Below are 24577 nucleotides of genomic sequence, written 5' to 3'. Positions count from 1 at the left end.
GGACTCGATCCACAAGCGTGGCTGACCGACACCTTAGAAAAGTTACCCACTTGGCCAAACAGCCGCATCGATGAATTACTGCCGCTACGACTGCTAGCAGAAACTTAAGCGTCAAGGCGGTGGAGCGGCTGAGCCTTTACGTTGGGTCCGTGACTTGCCAGAATAGGGCGTCCCCGTGCTCTTCTAGGTGCTTATAAAACATTGGGCTTAAGCGCCCTAAGTAGCTGTCTACTGCCTTCTGGTCTTTTGGATATCTAGCAGGCCAGACTCGGATCTCGTAGCCCCGTTCTGGTAGTGTGTTGTAAATACTCTCTTCGGTCTGAGGTGTACCTAGATAAATAATGTCACCGTTTGGACTAAGTACCGCATCAAACTCCCTGATCTTGTTGCTTAACTGCTCGCGCTGTAATTGGCTTGCTGAGTTGTTCACCACCTCAATATCATCTGCAATAATGATTGTGGCGCGACTCCCTGTGATCTGTCCGTTGATACCTACCGACTTTACAGAAGGGGCGTGTGCGGCCTTACTAGGTGCTACATCAAAGGCAATATTAGAACTGCGCTGATCGTGGCGAGGGGCAAGGTGCATCAAGATAGGCATTTCACTAATCAGGCGTTTGGTGAACAGTGCAAAGCTGTCTGAGCGTTCCTTACTGGCGGATACAACTAAAATTTTTTCTTGTGGATTTAGTAGAAGTTTCCAAACCACGAAAGCGGACGTTACCCAGCTTTTACCCACGCCACGATAGGCTTCAATAATTCGGCGTTTAGCCCCATGCTGTAGGTAGTAGGCAATGTCATACTGAATAGGGGTAGGTTTTGGTAGCCCTAAGTGATCCCAGCACAGGGCTAGAAAGTTGCGAAAGTCTGTTAGCTCAATAGGCACATGGCTAAAGTCTGCTGTTTTCTTAATTCTGATACTCGTAATTCCTTTTATTTAGACGAAAAAAAACACGCTTGGGGGCGTGTCAAGGGTTTAGTGCGGATCGTTTAATTAGGTTTTATATGGGTGAATTCCTTATTCGATAGGCGTAAAAAACCGCCCAAAGGCGGCTGTGTGTTTCTGGTTGAGTGGCTTATATCATGCGAGCATTTATAATATACTCAGCGGCAATTGCGGTTAAAATAAAAGCAATATGTGTACTGAGCCAAACAATAAAAACTCGTCGTCTATCAATAGAGCCTTTATCTGTAACCATCCATGTCACAACAGAAAATAAACTAGCGAAAAAAATTGTAATTATTCCAAAAAAGAAAAACAGCCCCATTAAGTAAGTTACTGGCCCCAAATTAACAGAGGCGTGATCTATTTTTGTGGTAAAAAGCATTATTAAATACCAAACAATAATAGGGACCAATAAGAGACTTAGAAATATGCTGATATAGGAGATAACACGCGCTCTTGTCATATTTTATCTCACGCCTTCACTGTATATCCGTTTGGCTAGTGATTCCCAACGCTGCGGGCTATCTGCCACTACATGAGCGTAATAAAAATGTCCTTCACCATTCCCTCTTCCCATTTGTTCGCCTAGTGTTTTAGCAATAGAAATAAGGTCGAACTGAGAAATTCCAGCATAAATTGGGTCACCATACTGTTTTAAATCTATAACAATAACTTTTTTAATATTTTTGTTTGACTTTAGAGAGTTTAAAAAATCTAGGTCAATTGGGCTGGCAATTAAAACTAGATGGTCTATAACATTGCCATTGTTTGCGTAGTAGTTTGCTGTTTGAGCGGCGAGTAAAGACCCGTATGAGTATCCAATTAAATTAAATTGTTCCGCAGGTTTGTCCATCCCGCTAAGGGTCCACTCACCCGTGTCATCAGCATACCGAATATTTATACCCGCCCTCAGTGCATCTACGAGAGTACCAGCCTTACCCAGCTCTACGGATGCTGAATTAGCTTTACCCACAAAGCAGTGTGTAATTCCTGCTTTTATGAATGCGGCTATTTGAGGTTTAACATAATCACCATCAAGCCCAGCTCCACCCCAATATAAAGTTCCTCTGGGTTTATTAACTTTAACCTTTACGGGGGCTGTGTCGGATTTTAAAGTTAAAGTCGCGGTAATAATGATTACAGGAACTAATGGTCCCATTAAGCATTCTCCGAAAAAACTTCAATGGTAATTTCTTCAGCTTTGGCGCTACTGGTTTTCTGAGTCAGTCCATGTTCATCGGTGCGGCCCTCTATTGTTCCGCCACTCCACTTAATGCTGTACTTCCGGTTTACTAGCGGTGCACCGGTTATCTCATCCTGTAACAGAAAGTGCTGGTCGAATTCACCTGATGCGGCGGCAAGAGCTGAGGCTGATATTGCTCTAGCCGTGTTTGCTGCTCCAGTAGACGCCGCACCACTGCCTTCATACGAACGATCTACCTCTGGCATAGAGGAAAATAGAACTGCTCCACACGCCGTCTTATGTCCCTCTAACGCAACGGGCTTACCATCAACATTCCACGAAGGGTCTCCCTCAATAATCGGGCAAGAGCCGTGCCCAGGAATAGGGCAACTAACCATATCCCCCTCCCGTGCCACGGCCTTACCAAACATGTTGCGGTGTGCTGCTCCACTTACTACAACGCCGCCGTGGCTGGTTTTGTCACCTATGCGTATTACTTTTTTCATGCCTGCTGCCTGTGAGGAGTCAAGATTAGTACGGCAATCTTAATCTTCGCTTACTGTTTAGACAATTAGTAAACGTACTACCTAGTTTGTTATCTTTACGTAATTAGTTTACTTTCTGCACTGGGAAGTCATAAATCGTGGCCTTGGCTTCTTCTACAAAATCACCTAACTTTGTCCCTTTTGTGGGAATGTCATCAACACCTAAATGCTGTAGCAGCTTGATACTGGCTTGAATCATCGCCGGTGTGGCTTCGGTCCTAAGTCCTAGGCGTGTAGCGTCCACTACTTCATTTAGCAAGTGGCCTGCTTTGGTTTCTAAATCTTCTTTCATTATTTCATTGCTCCTTTTAAGCAAAGTTCTTTTTCGGCCTCTCGGCGGTTTATAAGTCCCTGTAAAGGCTTTTTATTAATACCTTGGCCTGCATTTATCCAGCGGGGCAGCTCATTACAAGCGCCTACTAGATCCCCTGCATTTAGCTTTTTAAGCATGGTGGATGTAGCAAGTGCGCCTTGGCCCATGTTGTAGGTAAAAGAAATCATCGCTGCGGCTGTTTCATCTGGTAGCGGATCTACGCCACGGTATAGGCGTTCTACTGCTTTCTGAGCTATTTTTACATCATCGCTTAATAATTCATCGCATTCTGTTTTAGTCTTTGTCAGTCCTATAAAAACATCTTTACCAGTATGACCATAACAAATTGTTGGAATATTAATTGGGTCTAAATATGCCTTAGGCTTATAACCCTCGTAATATCCAATTAAAGCAATAGCAGCGCCTAATATACTACTCGCTACTGTCTTCTTCATTTTTTCCTTTAATTAATTTAATAATGCGGCTAATGATCCCTGCCGCTAGATATAATAGTGTGAAAATATAAACCCATTCTTGTAATGGGATTCCTAAAACGGAAAGTCCAGATACAGTTACACCTGTAAAGGTTGGTAGCGCGTCCTTTCCTAAAATTGATTGTTGAATATTCATTTTTATTTTAATATTGACTATAAACGGCAATACACCGGCAAGTATCCCATTTATAAGCTGATGCTACTCCGCTGCTATAAACTGTTGAAAATGTAATTGTAAATAAGCCTTCATTAATTCCGCAATTAACAGGGATTGTTAGCCATGTATTGTGGGGGAGAGCTATCCAGTCGGTTTTACCATCCCAAGATACGTAGGTAACATCACCTGTAGACGGATAAGGGGTAATAAATAGGCGGGTTTCTACAATCTTTCTAATAGGGTCGGGAGGGAAGGCAAAAGACATCTTGCACCAGCTCTGCCCAATGGAAGTTCCCCCTGTAAGGCAACGCACATAGCTGCCATTAGGCGGTCCTGCAAAATGCGGTAAATCGTGCCAATTACCCGACTCTGAATTCCAACCGCTAAGGTATTGGTCTACTTCTACTCGGGCGCTTTTCCCTCTAAGCTGGGCATAACTAATCTGATCAGATGGAACGCCTGCTAGAGTTCTTACTTGTGGATCATTAAGGTAAAGCTGCTGTGTCGCGGGTCTGCCTAATTCTGTGTTAATCATAGAGGCGGTGATCTGTCCCTCTGTCGGTAATGTACGAAAATGGGGACTCGTTAATACTTCAATTACTTTATCCTGTGTAGGGTACGGGCTTTGATTTAAATTCATCTAATTCCTTTTGTAGTTTTTCTGTGGTCTTTTTTAATTCATCAATTTCATTTGCCAGAATTAAGCAGATATCAATTACACCTTTCTCATCTGGGTGGGCGTCTAGTGTGGATAAGGCTGGATATTTGTTAGTTTTTACTTCTCTTGTTAAGCTGCGGGAGCCGCTTAATGCCCCTGAGAAAGCAATAACATCGCCCTTTGCGTGAAATTCGCCGGGCTGATTCATAGCGAAAGAAGGTACTCCTCCAAAGCCAAACCAAGCTGTATTTCCCCCAACATCGCCATTATTATCAATATGGAAATACTGAGCACCATTTTCACTTGTCCAGTGCATACGCTGCCCTGCGCCTGAGAAAATATTTGTGTTGAATTCGAGATGATCGCCAGCAGGATTTACCGTAAGTAATTTCTTTGTCTCATCAATACCATTTGATACAGATAGGTGAAAGTTGCCCCCTGTATCTACATATTGGATATATGCTGCAACATTTGGTACGTGCCATGTTAGCCGTGCTTGGCCGCTTGAAACAATAGAAATACCGTCTGTAATACCTTGAATATTTGCTAGGCCTTTTACATTATTCAAATAATTAGTTAATAGACCCCCATAAGATACTGACCCATTAATTTCCCCGCTAGGATATAGCACTGCTGCAGTTTCACCTATACCCGATTGAATTGTTAGTGCACCTGAACCATCAAAATTCATGGCGGAAAGCGGTATGCTATTTTCTCCTGCATGTGACCATGTAAATGCGGCCCCCGTATAGTCACCGTTACGTCTACTAATACCGAGTCTAGAATTTACGCTATAGCCGGATGATTCAGCTGCGGTCTGGGAACTATAAATAAGATTGAAACCGGCATTAATGGGAACTATTGAAGAAGAAATATTTAGAGGGGCAGGCTGCCATGAGTAGATAGCTGAATCAACTATAGGCGGCATTGTGTGTCCCCCTTTCCAAGAAGCGCGGGGATAAGCTGGATTCTCATCCACACCGGCTACAATACGACCTAACGCAATTGGAAAATCTACGCTATTAGCGGCTGCTTCGGCCCTAGCTGCATCTGCGTCTGCTGCTAGTCTATCTGCGTGTGCTGCTGCTGCGTCTGCTGCTGTGGATTCTACAGCCCCATGAATACTGGCGGCGCTTGCTGCTGCGTTTACTTCGCTGGTGTGCGCTGCTGCTGCTGCATCTAAAGCCTGTGCCTGACTGCCCGCTGCTGCTGCTGCGCTGTTTGTTGCTCCTGCTGCATCTGCATCAGCCTTTTGCTGGCTTGTTAGGGCTGCTGCTGCGCTACCGGCTGCTGCTACTTCGCTGTTATAGGCCGCTGTGGCTGCATTAGTCGCTGCCACTTCACTGTTATAGGCGTTTACTTGGCTATTAGCCGCTGCTTGCTGACTTGCTAAGGCTGCGGCTGCACTTCCAGCACTCGCTGCTTCACTAGCCCACATCTGGCCCATATTCGCGGCATCTGTGGGTGCTTGACCGGCTCCGATGTTTACAATTCGGCGGCCCTTGGCGTCAAAATCCCAATCACCATTTGAACTAATACCCAATGCTGCAATATCACGGCCTTCCTCTGCTACATGTAAACTTTGAATAGCACTTGTGTCTAAATCCACAGCTTTTAGGATAGACCCATCATTAAACCCTACTAAGGGCGTCGTATCCGTAACACGTTGAATACGTAAAATCTGGCCGACTTGAGGGGCGTTTGTTAGGTGAATTGTATTTAAGCCGGTTAAATCAAATTGATCTGGTCTAATTAATTCTGTATCACCAATAAATGCCTTTACGAAACCTTTTCTTAAATATTCAAATCCAAAGATGTAATCTACGGTTACGCCATCACCATCATAATAAGCAATTGTTTTTAAGTCCTGTCCTGCCATTAAAATATCCTGTTATATAGTTAAAAATAAACCCCTAGGATTAGTAGGGGTCTGTGTGTCAATCTTTTGGGGCTGGTTCTTTGTCTGGTAGCTGCTCTAACAAGGCATTCATGCCCGCTTGAAAGGGGGCTAGATTAGGCACAAGCAGCTTAGCAGCTGCCTTACCAAAGGACTTATTAGCAACCTCTCGACTGTCTAAGCCAAAAGTGGCCCTAATAGCTGGAAAGGCTACATCTACCGCACCTGTGACCGTGGAAACTACCGGCGCACCTGTGAAGAACTGTAAAGCGCCTTGCGATGAATTCCCATTAGTTGTTCGTCCTGTATTAAGCCAGCCCCACGGATCTACAATTGAGTCCGCAATGCTCGGCATACCCATGATATTCATACGCCCCAGAACACCACCAGCCATCACAGCAGGGGAGAAGCGCTTTTCTAGTTCTTCCTGTTGGTCGGCGCGGCCAGTAGTAGATAGCACTGAATACAGGCCATAGGTAATAGCCGCTGTAACCATATTTCCTAACATGGCATTCATAGCCATAGCATCACGGTAGCCTAAAGTGGGTATTAAAGTGCTAACCGCTGAATTAAGTGCAAAGGTTTTTAGGAATAGAAACATTTTTAGTGCTGGATGCTTCTCTGCTACTGCCATGCGGGCGTCCATCTGTGGCCTGTTTACAATATGATTGCTTAAGCGGTCTACTGCGGTCCGCCACTGTAAATCTACCATTTGCCCAGCTTCGGTTTTGAAAGCGTCCCAATCGGTAGTAGTGTGAATTTCTCCCTCTGCCCGTGTGGTATGTTTTTTAAGCAATGCTGCGGTATGCGCCCACTGCTCAGGCGTAAAGCCATAACCGGCCAAACGCTCATGAGATAGATTTTTACCCCCAACACCATCCAAGGCAGTAAATAGCAGCTTATCTTTAGCTGCCACGGCACTTAAAAGGCCCATCTTTGCAACTACTTGATTCATACCTGTAACGTGCATCATGGCCTTGGCCGCGCCGCTTAGAAACTTACCTGTAGCGTCTGTACCTTCGGCTAGCTTAGACCCAGAATATTTATCAGAAAATGCGCTATGCTCTTCTGGAATATATTTCTTAGCATCTGCTAAAGATTCTGTCGCAAAACTCAGCATATATTTCGCTTCTGGGTCTGTTACTTTACCGGCCTTAAGGTCTTTCAAAAATTGATTAACCTCCGGTACTGCCCGCTTCATCCACTCATAGCCCATAGCCCCCTGAATACCGCCAATGTCACCTAAGGTAGATAGCGAGAAATAGCCCCCGCGTGTTGCTACGGCATAGCTATTAAACATACGAAGCATTTGTTTAGTTGTTTCAGAATTGCGCATACCACCAGTGTTAAGCATTACATCTTTAATATCCCCCAATGATTCAAGATCATTATTTAATTGAGCTAATGAATAGCCATTAGGTACTTCAAAATCCTGTCGTGCTACACCTTGGGCATGTAATTCGTCTAATTTAGCTTTCCAATGGGCATCTGATAAAAAGCCTTTTTCCCACATAGCCAGACGTGGTGAAACAGAATCAACAGTGTTTTTAACAAGCTTATAAACATTTTGCTCAGTTAATCCCGACCACGAATATTCTTTACCATTTGGCGCTGTGAAAGTTGTTAGCTCATCCATTGGTACGCGATTTGCAAAAGCTGCACTAGAAAATGAATCGGGAGAAAATGCCTTTTCCAATGCCTCGGCAGATCCAATAGTGGGGTCTGCTAGCGTGGCTGAATACTTGGTTGCAATGCGTTTGCGGATCTCTTCGGCTGACTCTGCTTGAAATAGGTCTTCTGTATAACCGGCCTGTTTACCTTTCGCTGCTTTATAGTTTCTTTCAAAGGTTAGAATATCCTCATCTGAAACCCTCGCAAGGCTTTTTTGAGTCAATCCCTCTAATGCGCTTGCAAATTCCTCTTGGGTATTAAAGTCTCGGCGCATTCGCATAAGTGCGTCGTATTGGAATTGTTTAGGGATATAGTTTTTACCAAACTTATGAAAATCTGGATTAACCTTTTCACCTGCTGTACCTAAGTAATCCAGTGCTTTGATAACAGCTTCACCAGCTTCCTTTGCATGGTCGGGTAGCGTGGCGCGTACTGTTTCATCGCCGTGGATATATTGCATAATTTCTGTGTCTAGCTGTTTGCGGACGCCCTCGAATTTTTCAGCTTGGAAGTGACTTTGTACTTTGCTTGCAAAGTTGTCTTTGATTCCGGCAGCTTCCCAAGCCTTCCCAATGGCAGATTGATAGCCTTGCTCAAACAATAAATTAGCGACTTGTCTATGCTGCTCTGATATCTCATTAGCGGCTACTTTTACTGCTTGATTAGGATCATCAAAGACACCGGAAAACTTAAGAATATCTGCTGCTGTAGATCTAATTCCACCGTGGGAAGAGCTATAAATATTACTTAATTGACCTGGCGTAATCCATTTACTATTACGGCCTTTAGAGCGTAGGTAATCACCGTTTACCACTGTATTCATGAAGTCGTCACCAATCCCATTATTAATAGGATGCGCGGGGCTGTCAGAGGCGTACATGGATCTGATCGGGGCGGGGATAGCTTCTTCTAACTCTCTTAAAGATACTTTAGAGGCATTGCCACGGCCTAAATGCACCTTAATGGCTTCCTCATGTTCTCGTAGTAGTGTGTATTCAACCTGATCGGCCATAAGGCTTTCACCAATACGGGTAGCCTCATATAAAGCGCTTCTTTGATTAGCAGGTACGCCGTGTGCTGTGGCAGCTGCACTATAAAGTCTGTTCTTTACTACACTGCCCACATCAGAGAAAGTTAGATCATTTAAAATCTTGGCAAATTGGGGGTTAGTTGTTGCGTAGGTTAGAAACTCAGCGGGGTCTGTTAAAGCCTGCTCTTTAATAAACCAAGGTGTTTTACGTTTTGATTTAGTTAGCTCGGCCTTTGTAAACTCCATAAGCCGCGTGGTTTCTTCTAATAACTGACGTGACTTCTTAGGCGCTTTAGGGTTGTTCTGTGCATCATGTAGCTTTAGTGCAGTCGCACCATGGAAAGTCTCATGCAGAATTGCCTCTGTATTATTAAAAGCCCGCGCCGGTACATAAGCGGTATGTGTTGCCATATCGTAGCTGCCTGACTTTCTTGCTGTCTGTACCTTCTCGATAAGCATTTCTGTAGGACCTAGACCACGGGAAATAGAGTGCGCTAAGCCTGCAAGACGTTTGTTACTCTCCCCAATGTGTTTTAAAACCTTCCAAGCGCTCATAGATCCCCCTGCTTCAATAGGGATATTTACCTTTGCATTATCAAACTGCATTGCTACTTGTCGCAGCTCTTCACCACCGGCCTGCATAAGGGCATTATGTCTACGTTGGGCCTGTACGTGTTCATCTTGGATCTGGCCTAAATGCCTATCACCGGCTGGCGTGAGTGTAATACCCTGATCCGCAGCATCCTTTAATGTCAGCTCATGGTCTAGGGCATCTATTGTGTTATCTAAACGGGTTGCGTGTGCTTCTGCTTCACCTGTAAGCCTTGCGCGTGATCTTGTTAGGCCTGATAAAACGCCACCAAAGCCAAAGCCCATAGCAAAATCTAAACCGCTGTGCGCTTCTAAGTTACGCTGCTGTGCATCAAAATAGCCAAGGGGGACATTTACTAATCCGTTTACGCCACCACCCATAATCATTCGAGAGGCCCGTCCAGCGTTTAAAAAGCGCTGTCCTAGAACTGCCTCAGGGGCAAGAAAACCAGTTGCTAGATTAATTGGGTCTGTAATTCCTGTTGTTAAATCCATAGCAAATCTAGCTACGCCACCCATTTGCCCGTGGCGTGTTTGTAGCTCTTTTTGATCGTCTAAGAAGGCTAGGCGTTGATACCAGTTTTGCTCCGATGTAGCTTTGTTATTTAGCCATTCAGCTGTCCGAGCGCCGTAATTAGTCTCAACTTGTTTAATCATTTCAGGGCTGGGCTGAAAATTGACATCTACCCCTAGATTATTAGACCAGTCAGCAGTAACGGCAGCGGCAAAAGTAGGGGAGGAGAGCTTATAAGAATCGGTTAAATTAGTGAGGAAATCTGTCTGGCCCGCAGCGGCGTAGGCTATCTGCTGTTCTTCTTGGGTCTGTGCGGGCTGTGGCGTGTTATCTAAGCCTACAAAAGGCGTCGGGGTAGTTCCACCACCTGTAGCGGCCCCTTGAATATCACCTAAGACCCCCGCAATATAATCACGGGTTTCTTTATTTCCCGAATCCATTCCCGCTTGAACTCGTCGGGCTGCTTTAGTGCCACCATTGTAATAAGCTAAGCTGGCTGCAAGGCTTCCCCATTGTTTAATACCATCTGCAATCTTTTTACCAGCCGCCCCAATCGCTGCCTGTGGGTCTGTAGGGTTAATTTTATATTCTTTAGCGGTATCCGCCATAAAGCCCATAACACCCGCTGCACCTACTGGGGATACTGCATCATTGTTATAGCGGCTTTCTTGCCAAGCGATACGTTTTGTTAAACCAGTTGGAAGGCCGTTCTGGGTGTCTGCGATATTAAAAAGGTTGTCAAAATCTGTGACTTTATTAGGATCAAATAATTCTTTCTTTCTACGTGCCATCTATATTTTATTCTCTTTTAAAAGTGGGTAGCAGCTTCTCCAATCCATCAGGCGCATAACTCTTAGCACCTACTTTTCTATGGTAATTACCTTTTTCAATTATCTTTTGGTGATCGGTAAAAAACTGCTGTTGCATTCTTTCGTTTAATTCATTAGCGGGGATAATGTTTACAGTATTGCTATTGTTGTAACTCATTGGAGTCTTAAGAATAAAATTCTTATTGTCACTGGACATAGACACCTCAATTGCATCAATATTAGATCCATAAAGTTTAGCTAGTTTGTTACGCTCTTTATTTACTTCTTTTTCTGCGTAGTCGGGGATATCATCTAGGCTCATCGCTGGGTATTTATTGGTGGCTTTCATTGCAGGGGAAAATACATTTTTAGACACAGCCAAGCTGCCCACGCCTACATAGTTTTCTATTTCCTCTTCTGAGGCCTTAGTAAATGCGCTATCAATATCACCATCTACAGCAGACAATAGAATTGTTTTTTGTTGAACGGCCCGCATGAATTCTTGATTGTTCCCATACATAACTTGATTAGGCATAACTACCGCTGACCAGCCGCCACGCGATGTATAAAAGTGACCACCAATTTTTAAGCGCTTCTCTTCTAATAGCGTTTTGATTTTGCCAAGCTTTATTGGGTTGTCTAATGTTTCTTTGACTATGCCAAGGCGTAACCCTATCTGCTCATCACTTAAACCTTGGGCCTGTAGATCTGCACCGACGCTAATCCATGCCTTATCTTGTTCATTACCCAGCTTTGCCATGATTGCGGGATTACTTTTACCTTCTTTATAAAAAGCAAATAAGTTTTTAATTTCTGGACCTAGCCGATATTTATTACCCTGTGTTGCTGCATCTTGCCCAGCCTGCTGCATTGATGTAACACCGGCCCGCGTGGTGTTGGTAAAAAACTCGTCCATAATCCCTTGGCTATTAGTGGCATTTCTTGAAATAGCCTTTACAGCATCATCCATATCTAAAGAGCCATCCTGTACAGCTTGAATCATGCCTTGGGCCTGCTCTAATAATGCTGTCTTGATTGGGGCTTTAAGGCCATTTTCTCCCTCTAGTTTCCACTCTTTGCCGGTTACATTGTTAATGCCTAAATTGTCCGCTGTCCAAGTGTTATTCCCAGCATTAATGCGATTTACTAAATCATTAACTTTAATATTTTTAGCGGCCTCTAAATTCTCTGCACGGATTTGTAGCGAGCTTTCTACTGTCTTGCGTTGGATTGCATTATCTGCTGCTGTTAATAGGCCCCCTAGACTATGCGATAGACTCTCGGCTACTTTAGGGTCTGACTGCTGTAATCCTGTGTAGGCTTGTAAAATCCCTTCTCTGTTTCCGTCATGGGCTAAGCTGGCTAGATGACTCTGTGCAATTGCGTAACTGTGTGGTTCAATTACTGAATTACGTTGTTTAGCGCCCGGCATATATCCATCAATAAGGCCGCCCCACATTTCCCCTAGTGGCTTATTACTATTAGCTGGGTCGGGCATAGCACGGAGGGCTTCCAAAGCATCTACAGCGCCAGCGGCTTGTAAATTCTGCCCGATGCTCTGAATGAGTACCTTTTTCTTATCATTAGTTAAGAACAGCCCATTTTGACTAGCTGTGTGGAGTTGTTCCTGTAGATTACTAATTGCAGCTTTTGGATAAGAACGTGCCAGCATTGGGTCTATGCTATTAACAATCTTACCAGTCTCTCGCTGTGTTGCTGCGGCTTCTGTGCGATTTGATAAGATCTGTACATGAGCGTTATACATTTGCTGCATAGCTGGGCCTGTTGAATCATAGACCCCCGCCATTTGTTGCTTGTCTTCTGTATTTACGCCTGCATCGTTTAGCCCTGTGGTAATAGCGTCGTGTAGCGCTGCTTTGTATTCTTCGTCACTATTAAAGACACTTGCGCCGCTTTGCATATCTGCATGAAACTTATTAAGCGTCTGGCCTGCTACAGCTTCCCCATATTGCCGGTTTACATATTCCATAGCTGTTTGGTTATGGGCAAAAGGTAGACCACCAGCTTTTAATGCTTTTTGCACCTCTGTAGGGTCTTTACCAGCTAAAAATTTCTTAGCTTCGGCTAGTTGGTCTTTATCATCCTTACGCTTATACCCCTGTGTTGCATTCATAGCATTACGCTCGAATTCTTGGATAGACTGCTGTAGCTGGGATAAGCCACTTAGTTTTGTCTGAGTACCTACGGCTACAGCCTGCCCAAGATCCCCACCGGCTGTATTATTAACACCTTGTAGCGTCTTTTGTTGTGATAACGCTTGATCTAAAAAACCTGACATTAAGACTGCCCACCATAATAAGAAGACGCACCGGCCATAGCCGCATTACCTATGTTTAAGAAATTCATTAGCCCTCGGTTTTGCATACCATCTTTGATCCCTTGGTGGCCGATTTTCAAGCTGTTATAAGCCCCGAAGACCTGTCCAGCTAGCGCTGATTGTTGCATTTTGAAGTTACCAGTTGTCACTGCTTGGTTACGTGCCTCTTGGCCTTTCATAGAATTCATAACAGCATCTTGCGAGCGTCCTTCTACACCAGATTCAGCCTGCACTGCACTAGCTGCCCCCTGACCATAAGTAGCCTGCACTTGGTCTGCTTCCATCTTTGATGCGGTTTCAATTAAAAGCTGATTACTTTGATTTACTGAGTTAGAAACACTTTGATTAAATTGGGCTGTCATTTGCTTGGCTTGGCCTTCTTGGGCCTCTGCTTGGGCATTGCCCCCCATAATTCCTTTAAACAGAGAAAACACAGCGGTTGCTGCGGCTACCCAGATCATAATTAGCCCTCCTTAATCACAAACTGGCCGCTGTTATCTTCTTTAAACTCAGCGCCTATGCGTTCTAGCATCTTGCGTAGAAAGGGCTTGTCTGTGCCTGCTGTGCCGTATAGACGCCCATAGATATCTAGGCAGTATTTAGTAGCATCTTCCACAGCGCCCACTAAGGCCCGCGTGTGACGTAGGTTTAACTTTGGTTTAAATTCCATCCATACCGTAGGAGCTAGATATTCATCTAAATAGACTCCCCCAATAGCAATAGCTTCGCCTTCATTCATCGCTGTAAATACAATTTGGCTATCATCTGCGGACCTACACAGCCCTTCTAAGTAATCAAAGTAGCCCGCTTTACGCGCTTCTTGTGTGTGTCGGTATTCGGATGCTTCATCAAATTCGATGAAAGTCATCACTTTAATTTCTTGCACTAAACTCATTTTAAATTGCTTGTCCTTTTTTTATGAAATTACCTAACCATCCCGCTGATACCAGCTTTAAAGGCATGGGGTTATCTGCTCGGATAATTACAGTTGTGTCTAAGCTGTTTCCTTGAATTGGGAATTTAAATTGTCCCGTTTCTAAAGATCCAGCTCCTAGTTTAGAATTGGAAGAGCCAATGATTTTTCCTGTGAATATTTCGTTTGATACTTTTCCACCTCTTCGGTGAATCTCTACTGAAAATGCCCCAGTATCCCCATATTCAAGCCAGCCATAACGGAGTTGTAAACGCCCATCTGTAACTGAATTTAGTTTTCCATTAGCATCTGATTGCTTAATAAAAAACTGTGAAAATTCATAGGTGAATTCTGGTTGAATTCCGATAAAAGCCCATTTGTTACGGTAGTCACCTCTTAAGGTAAAGACCCCATTTGTGTCTGGCTTTAATAGAACACCTGTATCAACTACAGCTTTATAGAGGTCGGGGGGTAAATCAGTAAAACCTGTATCAGCTACTCTGAAAATAGTTTGATCGCTTTCAGGGTTATATTCTGTTAGCTGAATAGCTTTTTTACGATCCAGAAAAACACGGTAAGGCTCTTGCTCAAAATCCAAGTAATCAGTGGCAAAATCAATCTTTTCGAGATAAAAAGAATCGGCCCGCTTAATAACCATAAACAGGCTCGAATTAATAAACTCAGCACTATATATTAAACCTCCATTAAAATTAAAAATGGACCAACTAGCTTGTGCTTGCTGGCCCTCTGCAAATAAATACTTATAAATGTATAATTTTGATCTGTCGCCTTCTGTCATTACGGCTAATAAATCCTCAGTGGTACTGCTTGCCATTTTATAGACACCACTAGGGATTAAATTTGGTGCGTGGGTTGTTGCGTCCATTGCTTCAAATTGATAGGCGACATTACCAATTTGGTGGTAGTTATTAATTGTTGTGAATTTACCGCGTGTTGTGGGGAAATAAATTACCTGTCCAGCCACTACAGGAATAGTGCGATTATCTGCTGTGTAATTAGTGGCTACATCAGCCTGTACATTCTGCGGGGTTAAAACTGCATTAGATCCAAAGACAAACTGAGCCTGATCTGAGAAGGGTAAAAGCATCGTTGAATAGAGCACAGCATTACGTAAAATAGAAACTTGATTATTAGATACTGAAACATCAATTGGGTCTGAGTCATTAATAGTTACTGCTGTTTGTTGCCAAAAATTAAAAAAACCTGCTGATTGGCTTAGGATGATATTCTCATCTGCAAATAGCCCTAGGCGGTTTCTGTAAAAGAATATTTCCCTAATCTGTAACCCAATAAAACTAGGCGCAGGGGTATCTTCTTCACCACCAGATAGACGCTCTGTCCAGTCTGCTGCTCTAAATGTGAAAGCGCCGTCTGCCTCTCTCACTAAGACATGCGGCATGGTAGAGCCATCAAAATCTATAATTACATCTGGCTCTGGACATTCAATATATTGGTGATCACCAGAATCCCACCGAACCCAATAAGCACCTAAGTCAGAATCAGCAGCCGGTTGAATTTTAATTACCCAGCCCTGAAACTGCCCATCCATAGGGAGGTCTGCGTAATTGGTAACAGAATTAGAGAAAGCATATAAAGCTGAATCACCCAAGGCAGATGTAGCTTTTACATTTACTACATATGCTAGAGATTTTGGGACAATTCTAAAGTTAGTACCAAATTGCAGAATATCGACTCTTTCAAGCAGCGCTGGATCAAGATTTAACTGCGTAATAAGTCCCGTGATAATCCCCTCAGGCGTAGCTGCTGCATTCTGATTAGGGCCTGTGCCATCTGGGGTCTGATAACTCACAGTTGTTTTATTTCCATCAATATCAATCGTGACTGAGTGATTTAAAGCATAACCGCCCTGACGACAAACGACACACCATGTATTGCTATTTGATCCTTTAAATACTTTAGTCCCTAATTTTGTTTCTCTTTTTGTATTTAGTACGAAAGTAAAATCTGCTACTGTAATAGCCTTAATATCATCTTTACTTGCATCTGAAAGATACGATAATCCCTCAGGTAAATTTACTACCATCTTATTACCAGCTAAATCAAAAACTGCAATACCATCATTTCTAAATAAAGACACATATCTTTCTGTGGTATCTCTGTTAATCCAGTGGATTTTAGATTCTGCCCACTCTGCACCTAATGACAAATTAGCAATGTGTAAACTAGGCGGGCGCTTTTGTAAGCCATCGGCAGCGGTAGACCAGAGATTGATTTGTGTCTCTGCCTGTTCTGGGAATCTTAATACAGGCGGCTGCTGTGATATTCCTGCATTTAATGTACGGATTGTCTGTGTAACCAATCCCATTAGCGCACACTCAAAAGCTGTACAGATGGATTATAAGAAGTATTGTAATCACCCATAGATACGTCAAAGCGCTTGAATTCAATTGTTGCAAGAAATAATGCGTTATGTAATTCTGCTGCTTGAGCTGGATCACCTAAATAATTATTTTGGAATGTTACCGCTGCTTGAGCTGTAATTAGATTTAAAACTGGATCTGGTAAATCTTCTAATTCTAGTTTTACACAGACTTCTACACGCACCGGCTTATCTACAAATACCATACCTAATACATCAAATAGATAGCCATCCTTTACTACATAAATACCCCAGTGATCTACTGCCTTAATAGAAATATAAGAAGAGGGGACCCGCACACGTTGAGAGGCTTTATCAACCTGCAAAGTCACAATAGTGGTATTAAAGCTAGCGCTTGTAGAAAGAATTGCGTTTAATTTATTTTTTAAAGTGGCTAATGCGTTAATTGCATCAGTATTACCGGATTCGTCTAATGAATCTACAGGGGTCTGCCCAATAGTTGCCGTAATTTCATTAACCTTATCTAAAATTTTAGACGCCATATATCGCCCTTATGAAGATGAAAAAAAACCCCCACGGGCCTAAATAGACTCATGGGGGTTATAGGGACTTACTTAGATGCTGCTTTAGCTGGGGGTGCAGCTTTAACCGCTGCTACTTCAATTGCAGCAGGTGTAAACAGTGCGCCGTGGCCTACCGCCATCTTGCAAACCGTCAGCCAGCCTTGGCCCTCATTAGAGCGTGAAATTTCTGTACCGATATCCAGCAGCTTGCAAGTGCCTACTGCCTGTGGGTGCATTGCCAGACCCAAGGTATTGGAGAAGTCACCAGCGTACTTATCATCAGTACCGGCAGCGGTTGTGCCAGCTTTTACAACTGTGTTCGGGAGGTGGTTGGTCTTTACAATCTCAAAGCCAGCTACACGGATGATTTCACCCTCAGCTACCGCACCCTTACCGCCGTACAGGTTGTTAATCAATTCGAGTGACTGCACAAGGGCGTAATACTCAGAAGGGCGTACATAGAAGCTGCGGCTTGTTTCAGGGATATCCGAGTTATCCATCTGCTCAGCAGCGGCAAAGATAGCCTCACCAAGGGCTAAACCACGCTCTTTTGCTGGGGTAGTGCGATCGTATGTAATTTCTTTTGTGCCGCCACCAGTAAAGCCTGCTGTGATAGCTGTATCACGCGCTGACAATAGACCCATCTGGAATACATGGCGGTCAAACTCATTAGAGATAGAAGCGCCTTGTTGCTTTGTAAATTGGGAGCGGACGTCATACTCAGCCATTGCCGCATCAAGGTCGTAAATCATTACATCAGACACCAGCAGATCATCAATAGTAATCACGCGCTGGCTGGTCTGAATTGGTGAACCTGTAAGGCGATCACCGGCTTTCATATACTTTGCGGTTGCTTTACCAACTACAGGGAATTTTGCAGAAGAGCCATTCTTAATTGTGCGTACATTGTGGCGGCCCATCATCACGTTTACTTCATCAAATGCGGCTAAAACTTCGCCAGAGTAAACTTGCATAAAGAGTGCTTTTGGGTCGCCTGAGCCATTGTTTTGACCTGGGCGGGAAGGTGTAAAGTCAAGAGCCATATTTTTATATTTCCATTATATTTATTGTGCACCTAGCGGGATTGATAGGCGTAAAAAAGACCCCAGTAGGGGCCGCTGTTTTATTTGTTTAGTCGTGTTTAGATTGTTGCAAAGACTGGGGAGTTAGCTAGACGATTACTTACTTCATTGCGGTAAAAGGCATCTGTTGCATAACGCGGATCTCGCATAGCTTTAGACACCTCAGCAGGGGACTTGTAAGCCTCAGAACTGAATGTTTTAGTATCTACTTGACCTTCTAAGGTAGAGCCATTAGTGCCCAGCTTATCTACCCGTTTAGCTTCCATTGTTTTAAGCCACATTTGAGTAGTAGCTAGGTCGCCACGGTCTACGGCGGCATTTAATGCATCAATTTCAGCGCTAGAGCTATTTACCGCTGCCCAGCTTGCCAAGCGTTCAAAGCCTTCCTTACCGCCTGCTGTTTTATAAACTTCACTGGTAAACTTATCTGCAATTGCAGACTGGCCTGCTACATAAGCGTCTACTAGGCTTTTCGGGTAACCAGCTTTTTCCAGAGCCAAATAATCGGCTTCATCAAGCTGACCATTTTCAGCAATCCGCCCCCCAAGCTCATCAAAGTTGATACCTTTTTCAGTGAGGTCTTTTTTAAGATCTTTAGCGGCTGCTGTGGCTTCATCAAACTGCGTTTGCAGCGTTTGGCCTTCTTCATTTGTCGGGCCTGTCGTAGTCTGGTCTTCGGACTTGGTTTCTTCATTTGTACCTTGTGGGTCTACTGGTTTAATTACTTCACCGTTAAACATCATGCTAATTTCACGGGTCTGAATATTTGATTCTGTGTTTTCTGCTTCTGTTACTGTGTGGCTCATTTATTAACCTTGTTGGAAACCTTGCATTGCTTCTTTAGCGACTACCGGCGCGACTTGCTGCGCGGTCTGCATCATCTGCTGCTGCTGCTGCTGCTGTTGCTCTGCATCGGCTTGTAATTGTTTATCTGATTTGATTAGCCCCAGCGTTTCAATGCCTGTATTAGCCAGCACTTCTTTTGCTACGGCATCCCATGCGATGTATTGCGCGGCCTCGGGCATTTGCCCAAGAATTGACATGGCTTGTACAAGTTGTTGCAGTGTGTCGTTACGGCCTAAGGCATCAACGCCTGTTGTGATAGTTGGTTTAATGACACCACTAGGGAGACTAGGGATAAGCCCGTCCAGCTCTAAGGTAGTCATCACACGGCGTACAAGGGGAAGCTGTAATTCAGAGGCGAGAAGGGCATAGATACCACCTAAGCTTGTTTCTAGCTCACTGGCTACTGTCCTGATTTCTGTTGCTGTGACACGCTCACCGCCACGCTGGACCACGGAGGTAAGGAGGAAGGCATAGCTAAGTCGCTCTTCAATCTTTCCCATCGTCTGATAGGCCACATTAAGATCAGCGGACTTATTAAGCTGTAGAGGCACGATGTCATCTTGATTACCCACGACAAAGCCGCCGCTTGGTGTATTTTGCACATCACGGATTGCTACTACCCCTGTAGGCTTCACTAGCCAGAGGATCTTTGCTGCGTTCATAGTGGCGTCAAGAATGGCTTTTGATAGATTCTCAAAGGTGCGTAAATCGCCTAGATACTGCTCTGCATAAGACCGCCCGTAACTTTCCCCATCTTCTTTATGAAACCGGAGAGGAAGCCACGGAGAGGCATCTAGGGGGTAGTTTTCAGTAAAGCCTTTAAGACGCTTACCACTGATTTCTTGATACTGCACAAAGCGCCCGTTTTGGCGTTTTACATGTGTAAAAAGATCCAGCTCGGTGTTCTTAAGGTCTTCTGGCGATAGCTGCTTTCTTACTTCTGGCGGGAGTGATTCAGGGCTTAAGCGTTCCCGTGTGACAATATCTAAAACCGTCCCCATTGCGTCTCGGCGGATTACATAGCTGTCTAAACGAAATAGGCGGACGCCTTCACCACTTGGCGGGAGGAATAACAGCCCATTGCCAGCTAGTAAAAGCTGAATAGCGGCCTCATGGATAGCTGGTCTAAGTTGGTGTGCTTCTGCCCATGCCATGATTGCCATTTCAATTTGGCTTAGTGTTAAATCAATGGCTGGCTTTAATTCTGGCTGTTTTTGTAAATCAATTTGATCCTTTGCAGACAGACCCAGCTTTACAAATGATTTGCTAGGGGGAAAGAGAGCAAAGGATATTTTAGAGGCTAAATTATTTAGACCACGCGCCCCAAAGGATTGGTAAGGCGTGTATAGCTGATTAGATCCTGTAAACCCATCAGGGGGGAATAAAGCAGGTATTGTGTATTTGGCGTTATCTCTCGCTCGGTTAAGGAAAGGCTGACGTTTTAATTCTAATCGGCTATATAAGGCTTTCGCCGTTATACGTTGGCCCCTGTTGATGCTGCTGCTGCGTTACCTGTCTGCTTCTTAATTTTCAAGCCTGATTTACCTTTACGACTAGCATCACCGCCCTGATCGGCTGCTTTATTGGTCTTTGGTGGTTTTGGTGGCGCTGTTAGAATTTCATTTACTGCGGGGCTTGGTGGTGGCGGTGTTTCAATCTTTGGTTGTTTCATACACATATTTTTAATCTACCTTGATTTTATAAAGTACGGCCAATTGTTCAATTAATAAACGATGGGCTGAATTAGTCACTACTGTGGCAACTTCGCTTTTATCTGCGCCTAATAGCGCTACAAGCACGTCCTCTGATTTGGAGGCTGGTATGGTGACTAGAAGGCGCTTAATTAAATTCTCAGCAGACACGGGTAAATCATCTACCAGACGTTTAGCCGCACTCATAAACAAGCCTCACCAGCCAATGCTAGATAATTGATACCATCCACAAAATCGTCTTCTTGGGGTTTAACCTCAGCCCGTGCAATTTTTAATAGAGCCATAAATAACCAACCGTCTTTTTCTGTTAATACTTCATCACCTTTCATAGCATTAAACATATTTACAATACGCTCCATTGAACGCTCGCCGTCTTCTTGATCTCGAACATCACCGCGCTGTTTAAATACTTCGGAGGCGCTATTTAATAGCTTTTCTGGCTTGGTGCGTTGTTTCATTGAGTTCTCTTTTGGCTCTTTTGGGATTGTGAAGGGTTTTAATTTGTCTTTATTAACTCGCTGTGTTTGCCCGCATTGATTTGTAAACGCCATAAGGGCGGAACTTATCGCGCTCTGTTTACCCTTGATAATAAAACCTGCTTTTAATTCACCGTGATCTACTACCAATTCAAAAAATAGATTTGCGTACTTTTCCTGTCTAATAGCTTTTTCAATGTCAAACTCTACAAAGCGATCTACATTTACCCAGCAGAACACCCCATAGCGATCACAAAAACATATTTCATTATCAAATGGATTGTGAACTTTCACTACTGCGCCAACAGGCAGATCCCCATAGGAATAGACACAGACTAAATAATCACCACTCTTAAACTTATTCATATTTATACCGCCATTAAATCAGAAGGAGACACAATAATCATTTCTACATATTCATCGCCTTGAATTGAAACTGTAGCGGATACCTGCGTAATTCGTTCAATAGTCCCAATAGAGCCGTAATTATCACTAGCGTCTTGAATTTCTACTGCTTGACCTACATAAAACTTATTTTTCATTTTCTTCCTGCGGTTTTGTGTTTTCTGGAAAATTAAATAGGATTGGTTTATCTGTTGCAAAATCAAAATCACCAGATCTTAGAATTCTGGACAATCGCGCTTGAATTAAGCAGATATCATCAGATACTTTCTTTTTTGCATAGGCGGCGCGTACTGCTGTCCAGATCTGTGTGACATTCTCACAGCCATCTAGGATCTTTTGAGCACCTTTAGGCCCGCAGCCTTTTAAGCCTGCATAGCCGTCCACTGTGTCGCCTACTAAGGTTTGATAGGCATGAAATAGATCCGCCTCCAGTTCTGTTTGGTCTAATAGCACCGCTGGGGCTTTCATAAACTTGGGGCGGTATTGAACAGCAGGAACGGTTTGAAAGTCTTTATCAAGGCCGTACATAATGCGGATTTCGTGCGGCTGTTTATCGCTGCAATAAATACCTAGAACATCATCGGCTTCAATTCCGAAAATCTCTAAACAGTAATATTTATTCTCACAATGCTTTTTAATATCACCTAGATTAGGGGGCTTCTTTTCTGGATCTCTATTAGCCTTATAACTTGGGTCTATTTCTTTGCGAAAATTAACGGGGCTTGAAAACGATATAATAAAATCATCAGCACCTAATTCATCAACTAGGCCGTCAATTTTACATTCAAAGTCATGACAAGCTTTTCCTGTATTCCAGACTGTAAAAGGATCACAGCCATCTTTAAAATCCCAAGTATTAGCAGACCCAAAAGCCGCCCGTACAGCCAACCAATCGCCATCTACAAATACGACGACTCTTTTATCAGGCATTCACTGGAACCCAGCGAGTTACAGTTGTTTCTTTAGGCTGCACTTGAACTACATCAGGGTCTTCGTTGTAATACCAATCTGTATAATAAGAGCCTGACCGTCCATTAGATACGCAGAAATAAAGCTCTGTACCTTTTACATGAAGAATTAAAGAGCCGGTTTCATATTTTCCCTCACTAATCCATTCGGCACTTTCTTCAACAACTAACTCACCATCATCATCTACTAAATCAAGGCATTCAATACCTTCTAATTCCTTAATACGTCTAATCCAATCTTTCGCGTTCATTCCATTCCTTTATAAAACTCTGCAATAGCTTTTAAATCATCAGCAGTACCATTGTTTTTCATTCGGTTAGCTTTAGAACTCACTACAACTACATTGCTTTTTACATAGCCAATGCTCGGCACAATGCGATCAAGTGAGGGGGCGTAATCATTATCACCAAGAATATAGGGGCGCTTGAAAATAGGGCAATTCTTAGATACGCGGAAGTCATCTAATTCTAAAGTAAATTCTACTTGCGCTAGTTCCGCCCTATATTTAGCGTCTTTTAGCATTCGGCGCTTAACCATATCGGTCTTAATCATTAATACTTTTGTGTCTGTTTTAATGACATTCAGCCCAGTTTCTACCGTGCTTTGCTTCTCCATCAATTCTAATCCTGAGTTTTAGATTTTCTCCCGCCTTTTGCATGGCAGATAGAACAAGTGTTTTAATTAAATCGGGGTCTATTTCATTTTCGATTTCCATCTGATATTCGTCATGAATAAATCCAATAACATGCACACGACCTTTAAGACCATTTTCTGTTAAAGAGTTATCAAAAATACATAAGGCTTCTTTTGCGACAACGGCCCCGCCTGATTGTAATAATGTGTTTAATGCTGAATGTGCCGACCTAACACGCAATACCCGACCATCTAAGCCGCGTAAATGGCCTGTTTTGGCTGCGCGAGCCTTCACGGATTCAATGAGATTGTTTAAGGCAGGTAGAGCTTTTAGAAACGCTGCACGGGCTTTTTTGCCTAACTTCTTTGCGGCCTTTTTGGCGGCTTCATGAGTTTTGTATAACCTGCGGCCTTCTTCACCAAGTAATTGAAAACCAATATTTTCATCACCAGCGCCGTATAGCATTGAGTAAATAAAGGTCTTCGCCATGTTGCGAGCTGCTTCATGGGTCGGGTTATGCTTATTTCGTATAGTGCCTTCGGTGATAAATCCAGCAGCTTGAGCATTTACCCAATGCACATCACCATTTAGAATTACCTCTGCATATGCCCCTTTATCCCATGGGGCCATGTAGTGGGCTAAGATCCGAAGCTCAATACCCGATAGATCCGCACCAAGCTGGTAATGGTTTGGAGCCGCACCAAACAATGCACGGCACTCAGGGCCATAAGGAGCGCCATTAGAGGGGACTTGTGCAAGATTAGGCGTAGAGTGTGTACAGCGTCCTGTAACAGCGCCTAGCGTGTTAATTCGCCCATGAATGCGGTCTTGATCTGTTAGAAGCTTAAACCAGCCATTCTTACCATCTGAAAGCTGACCAATGCGCTTTTGCAGCATGAGATAGACACAGAGCTGCTTAGCTTCGGGCCAAGGAAGATCTTTTAATGTTTCATCAGAGATTTCAGGCTGGCCGCTATCTGTTAGCTTGGGGCTTGTCCAATCAAAACGATCTAATAGAAACTTTGCGATATGCTGGCGGCTGGCTGGATTAAAAACGATTAATTCAAGCTTACTACTGGGCGCTCCTGTGGTTGTCTCAAAGATCTTGACACCCTGACAAGTTTCTACCTTTCGCTTCATCCCTCGTTTACAAACCGTCGGCTTAGTTTTTTTATACCAAGGAGGGATTGCTGAAACTATTTCTGTTTCAATATCGGCTAAACGTCCACGCAATTCTCGTTCTAATTTCCTACCGGCATTCCTATCAAACCAAAAGCCTCGTTTAGTTAATTGAGTACAAATACCAGCGGTGTGCATCTCTAATGCAATCCTGATTATGTCTCTTGCTCCGGAACCCTTGATTTAGCAATTCGTGCGGCGTAAAGTGAACGAACGTTCTGCTTTACGGAGGTGAATCATGTCCGTCAATGGCATCCAAATGCAAAAGGGCTTGTCTTTGCCTGAGTTCA

Annotated in this window: 27 protein-coding genes and 1 pseudogene; 1 reads left to right on the top strand and 27 read right to left on the bottom strand. The window is 43.6% G+C overall.

What is annotated here, in order from left to right; translation table 11 throughout:
- Positions 1–108 (top strand): transposase domain-containing protein (locus tag Q0R17_RS11760; RefSeq protein ID WP_293935441.1); only part of this gene is annotated, 108 nt, incomplete at its 5' end.
- 28 nt (positions 109–136) lie between these two features.
- On the opposite strand, the gene terL is transcribed toward Q0R17_RS11760, so the two are convergent.
- The 27 genes and pseudogenes from terL to Q0R17_RS11630 form a co-directional block, all read right to left on the bottom strand.
- Positions 137–886 (bottom strand): phage terminase large subunit, encoded by a 750-nt coding sequence (gene terL, locus Q0R17_RS11755; RefSeq protein WP_293935437.1) that lies wholly within the window; start codon positions 884–886, stop codon positions 137–139.
- 190 nt (positions 887–1076) lie between these two features.
- Positions 1077–1328, bottom strand: coding sequence for a hypothetical protein (locus Q0R17_RS11750; RefSeq protein ID WP_293935435.1), 252 nt, complete (start codon positions 1326–1328; stop codon positions 1077–1079).
- Positions 1329–1412: 84 nt separating this feature from the next.
- On the bottom strand, positions 1413–2105 hold the full coding sequence (locus tag Q0R17_RS11745; protein ID WP_293935433.1) for a hypothetical protein: 693 nt from the start codon (positions 2103–2105) through the stop codon (positions 1413–1415).
- Positions 2105–2635, bottom strand: a complete 531-nt coding sequence (locus Q0R17_RS11740; protein WP_293935430.1) for a PAAR domain-containing protein — start codon at positions 2633–2635, stop codon at positions 2105–2107. The genes Q0R17_RS11745 and Q0R17_RS11740 overlap by 1 nt, the downstream gene beginning before the upstream one ends.
- A 103-nt stretch (positions 2636–2738) precedes the next feature.
- Complete coding sequence (locus Q0R17_RS11735; protein ID WP_293935427.1) at positions 2739–2966, bottom strand: hypothetical protein; 228 nt, start codon at positions 2964–2966, stop codon at positions 2739–2741.
- Entirely contained in the window at positions 2966–3442 is a 477-nt protein-coding gene (locus Q0R17_RS11730; protein WP_293935424.1) for a lysozyme, read from the bottom strand. Before Q0R17_RS11730 ends, Q0R17_RS11735 begins: the two co-directional genes overlap by 1 nt.
- Positions 3420–3617 carry a hypothetical protein gene (locus tag Q0R17_RS11725; protein WP_293935421.1) on the bottom strand — a complete coding sequence of 66 codons (198 nt, stop codon included), beginning with the start codon at positions 3615–3617 and terminating at the stop codon, positions 3420–3422. The genes Q0R17_RS11730 and Q0R17_RS11725 overlap by 23 nt, the downstream gene beginning before the upstream one ends.
- 7 nt (positions 3618–3624) lie before the next feature.
- Positions 3625–4278 carry a hypothetical protein gene (locus tag Q0R17_RS11720; protein WP_293935418.1) on the bottom strand — a complete coding sequence of 218 codons (654 nt, stop codon included), beginning with the start codon at positions 4276–4278 and terminating at the stop codon, positions 3625–3627.
- Complete coding sequence (locus tag Q0R17_RS11715; protein WP_293935416.1) at positions 4241–6175, bottom strand: phage tail fiber protein; 1935 nt, start codon at positions 6173–6175, stop codon at positions 4241–4243. Before Q0R17_RS11715 ends, Q0R17_RS11720 begins: the two co-directional genes overlap by 38 nt.
- Positions 6176–6233: 58 nt before the next feature.
- The gene (locus Q0R17_RS11710) at positions 6234–9980 is read right to left on the bottom strand and encodes a hypothetical protein (RefSeq protein ID WP_293935414.1); all 3747 of its coding nucleotides are present in this window, start codon (positions 9978–9980) and stop codon (positions 6234–6236) included.
- 462 nt (positions 9981–10442) lie between these two features.
- Positions 10443–10790 (bottom strand): annotated as a pseudogene (locus Q0R17_RS20075) (transglycosylase SLT domain-containing protein); the annotation flags it as partial.
- A 7-nt stretch (positions 10791–10797) separates the two neighbouring features.
- Complete coding sequence (locus tag Q0R17_RS11705; protein ID WP_293935412.1) at positions 10798–13107, bottom strand: hypothetical protein; 2310 nt, start codon at positions 13105–13107, stop codon at positions 10798–10800.
- Entirely contained in the window at positions 13107–13607 is a 501-nt protein-coding gene (locus tag Q0R17_RS11700; RefSeq protein ID WP_293935410.1) for a hypothetical protein, read from the bottom strand. Before Q0R17_RS11700 ends, Q0R17_RS11705 begins: the two co-directional genes overlap by 1 nt.
- Before the next feature lie 2 nt (positions 13608–13609).
- Entirely contained in the window at positions 13610–14041 is a 432-nt protein-coding gene (locus Q0R17_RS11695) for a hypothetical protein (RefSeq protein WP_293935408.1), read from the bottom strand.
- Position 14042: 1 nt separating this feature from the next.
- Positions 14043–16406, bottom strand: coding sequence for a hypothetical protein (locus Q0R17_RS11690; RefSeq protein ID WP_293935405.1), 2364 nt, complete (start codon positions 16404–16406; stop codon positions 14043–14045).
- Positions 16406–16963 carry a hypothetical protein gene (locus Q0R17_RS11685; RefSeq protein ID WP_293935402.1) on the bottom strand — a complete coding sequence of 186 codons (558 nt, stop codon included), beginning with the start codon at positions 16961–16963 and terminating at the stop codon, positions 16406–16408. Before Q0R17_RS11685 ends, Q0R17_RS11690 begins: the two co-directional genes overlap by 1 nt.
- 68 nt (positions 16964–17031) lie before the next feature.
- Entirely contained in the window at positions 17032–18027 is a 996-nt protein-coding gene (locus tag Q0R17_RS11680) for a hypothetical protein (RefSeq protein WP_293935401.1), read from the bottom strand.
- A 98-nt stretch (positions 18028–18125) separates the two neighbouring features.
- Positions 18126–18872: a hypothetical protein gene (locus tag Q0R17_RS11675; RefSeq protein ID WP_293935399.1), complete on the bottom strand. Its 747-nt coding sequence runs from the start codon at positions 18870–18872 to the stop codon at positions 18126–18128.
- Positions 18873–18875: 3 nt separating this feature from the next.
- Positions 18876–20390, bottom strand: a complete 1515-nt coding sequence (locus Q0R17_RS11670) for a portal protein (RefSeq protein WP_293935439.1) — start codon at positions 20388–20390, stop codon at positions 18876–18878.
- Positions 20387–20584 carry a hypothetical protein gene (locus tag Q0R17_RS11665; protein ID WP_293935397.1) on the bottom strand — a complete coding sequence of 66 codons (198 nt, stop codon included), beginning with the start codon at positions 20582–20584 and terminating at the stop codon, positions 20387–20389. Before Q0R17_RS11665 ends, Q0R17_RS11670 begins: the two co-directional genes overlap by 4 nt.
- 10 nt (positions 20585–20594) lie before the next feature.
- Entirely contained in the window at positions 20595–20810 is a 216-nt protein-coding gene (locus tag Q0R17_RS11660; protein WP_293935395.1) for a hypothetical protein, read from the bottom strand.
- Positions 20807–21466 (bottom strand): DUF6378 domain-containing protein, encoded by a 660-nt coding sequence (locus Q0R17_RS11655; protein ID WP_293935392.1) that lies wholly within the window; start codon positions 21464–21466, stop codon positions 20807–20809. Before Q0R17_RS11655 ends, Q0R17_RS11660 begins: the two co-directional genes overlap by 4 nt.
- Positions 21467–21468: 2 nt before the next feature.
- Positions 21469–21642 carry a hypothetical protein gene (locus Q0R17_RS11650; protein WP_293935390.1) on the bottom strand — a complete coding sequence of 58 codons (174 nt, stop codon included), beginning with the start codon at positions 21640–21642 and terminating at the stop codon, positions 21469–21471.
- Complete coding sequence (locus Q0R17_RS11645; protein ID WP_293935388.1) at positions 21632–22435, bottom strand: hypothetical protein; 804 nt, start codon at positions 22433–22435, stop codon at positions 21632–21634. The genes Q0R17_RS11650 and Q0R17_RS11645 overlap by 11 nt, the downstream gene beginning before the upstream one ends.
- Positions 22428–22724 (bottom strand): hypothetical protein, encoded by a 297-nt coding sequence (locus tag Q0R17_RS11640; protein WP_293935386.1) that lies wholly within the window; start codon positions 22722–22724, stop codon positions 22428–22430. Before Q0R17_RS11640 ends, Q0R17_RS11645 begins: the two co-directional genes overlap by 8 nt.
- The gene (locus Q0R17_RS11635; protein WP_293935384.1) at positions 22721–23089 is read right to left on the bottom strand and encodes a hypothetical protein; all 369 of its coding nucleotides are present in this window, start codon (positions 23087–23089) and stop codon (positions 22721–22723) included. The genes Q0R17_RS11640 and Q0R17_RS11635 overlap by 4 nt, the downstream gene beginning before the upstream one ends.
- The gene (locus tag Q0R17_RS11630; RefSeq protein WP_293935382.1) at positions 23046–24425 is read right to left on the bottom strand and encodes a DNA polymerase; all 1380 of its coding nucleotides are present in this window, start codon (positions 24423–24425) and stop codon (positions 23046–23048) included. The genes Q0R17_RS11635 and Q0R17_RS11630 overlap by 44 nt, the downstream gene beginning before the upstream one ends.
- Between the last annotated feature and the right edge of the window lie 152 nt (positions 24426–24577).

This window comes from Iodobacter sp., assembly GCF_025352645.1.
Taxonomy (GTDB): domain Bacteria; phylum Pseudomonadota; class Gammaproteobacteria; order Burkholderiales; family Chitinibacteraceae; genus Iodobacter.
Note: the sequence above shows the minus strand (reverse complement) of the source record. Positions and strands in the feature narration are given on the sequence as shown.

Excerpts from the sequence above, each read along its gene's own strand:
- Q0R17_RS11675 (WP_293935399.1), bottom strand. The coding sequence starts at position 18,872 with ATGAGCCACACAGTAACAGAAGCAGAAAACACAGAATCAAATATTCAG.
- Q0R17_RS11750 (WP_293935435.1), bottom strand. The coding sequence starts at position 1,328 with ATGCTTTTTACCACAAAAATAGATCACGCCTCTGTTAATTTGGGGCCA.
- Q0R17_RS11645 (WP_293935388.1), bottom strand. The coding sequence starts at position 22,435 with ATGCCTGATAAAAGAGTCGTCGTATTTGTAGATGGCGATTGGTTGGCT.
- Q0R17_RS11710 (WP_293935414.1), bottom strand. The coding sequence starts at position 9,980 with ATGGATTTAACAACAGGAATTACAGACCCAATTAATCTAGCAACTGGT.
- Q0R17_RS11730 (WP_293935424.1), bottom strand. The coding sequence starts at position 3,442 with ATGAAGAAGACAGTAGCGAGTAGTATATTAGGCGCTGCTATTGCTTTA.
- Q0R17_RS11640 (WP_293935386.1), bottom strand. The coding sequence starts at position 22,724 with ATGAACGCGAAAGATTGGATTAGACGTATTAAGGAATTAGAAGGTATT.
- Q0R17_RS11740 (WP_293935430.1), bottom strand. The coding sequence starts at position 2,635 with ATGAAAAAAGTAATACGCATAGGTGACAAAACCAGCCACGGCGGCGTT.
- Q0R17_RS11685 (WP_293935402.1), bottom strand. The coding sequence starts at position 16,963 with ATGGCGTCTAAAATTTTAGATAAGGTTAATGAAATTACGGCAACTATT.
- Q0R17_RS11660 (WP_293935395.1), bottom strand. The coding sequence starts at position 20,810 with ATGAGTGCGGCTAAACGTCTGGTAGATGATTTACCCGTGTCTGCTGAG.
- Q0R17_RS11735 (WP_293935427.1), bottom strand. The coding sequence starts at position 2,966 with ATGAAAGAAGATTTAGAAACCAAAGCAGGCCACTTGCTAAATGAAGTA.
- Q0R17_RS11665 (WP_293935397.1), bottom strand. The coding sequence starts at position 20,584 with ATGAAACAACCAAAGATTGAAACACCGCCACCACCAAGCCCCGCAGTA.
- Q0R17_RS11715 (WP_293935416.1), bottom strand. The coding sequence starts at position 6,175 with ATGGCAGGACAGGACTTAAAAACAATTGCTTATTATGATGGTGATGGC.
- Q0R17_RS11705 (WP_293935412.1), bottom strand. The coding sequence starts at position 13,107 with ATGTCAGGTTTTTTAGATCAAGCGTTATCACAACAAAAGACGCTACAA.
- Q0R17_RS11630 (WP_293935382.1), bottom strand. The coding sequence starts at position 24,425 with ATGCACACCGCTGGTATTTGTACTCAATTAACTAAACGAGGCTTTTGG.
- Q0R17_RS11655 (WP_293935392.1), bottom strand. The coding sequence starts at position 21,466 with ATGAATAAGTTTAAGAGTGGTGATTATTTAGTCTGTGTCTATTCCTAT.
- Q0R17_RS11745 (WP_293935433.1), bottom strand. The coding sequence starts at position 2,105 with ATGGGACCATTAGTTCCTGTAATCATTATTACCGCGACTTTAACTTTA.
- Q0R17_RS11635 (WP_293935384.1), bottom strand. The coding sequence starts at position 23,089 with ATGGAGAAGCAAAGCACGGTAGAAACTGGGCTGAATGTCATTAAAACA.
- Q0R17_RS11720 (WP_293935418.1), bottom strand. The coding sequence starts at position 4,278 with ATGAATTTAAATCAAAGCCCGTACCCTACACAGGATAAAGTAATTGAA.
- Q0R17_RS11650 (WP_293935390.1), bottom strand. The coding sequence starts at position 21,642 with ATGAAAAATAAGTTTTATGTAGGTCAAGCAGTAGAAATTCAAGACGCT.
- Q0R17_RS11690 (WP_293935405.1), bottom strand. The coding sequence starts at position 16,406 with ATGGGATTGGTTACACAGACAATCCGTACATTAAATGCAGGAATATCA.
- Q0R17_RS11680 (WP_293935401.1), bottom strand. The coding sequence starts at position 18,027 with ATGGCTCTTGACTTTACACCTTCCCGCCCAGGTCAAAACAATGGCTCA.
- Q0R17_RS11695 (WP_293935408.1), bottom strand. The coding sequence starts at position 14,041 with ATGAGTTTAGTGCAAGAAATTAAAGTGATGACTTTCATCGAATTTGAT.
- Q0R17_RS11700 (WP_293935410.1), bottom strand. The coding sequence starts at position 13,607 with ATGATCTGGGTAGCCGCAGCAACCGCTGTGTTTTCTCTGTTTAAAGGA.
- Q0R17_RS11725 (WP_293935421.1), bottom strand. The coding sequence starts at position 3,617 with ATGAATATTCAACAATCAATTTTAGGAAAGGACGCGCTACCAACCTTT.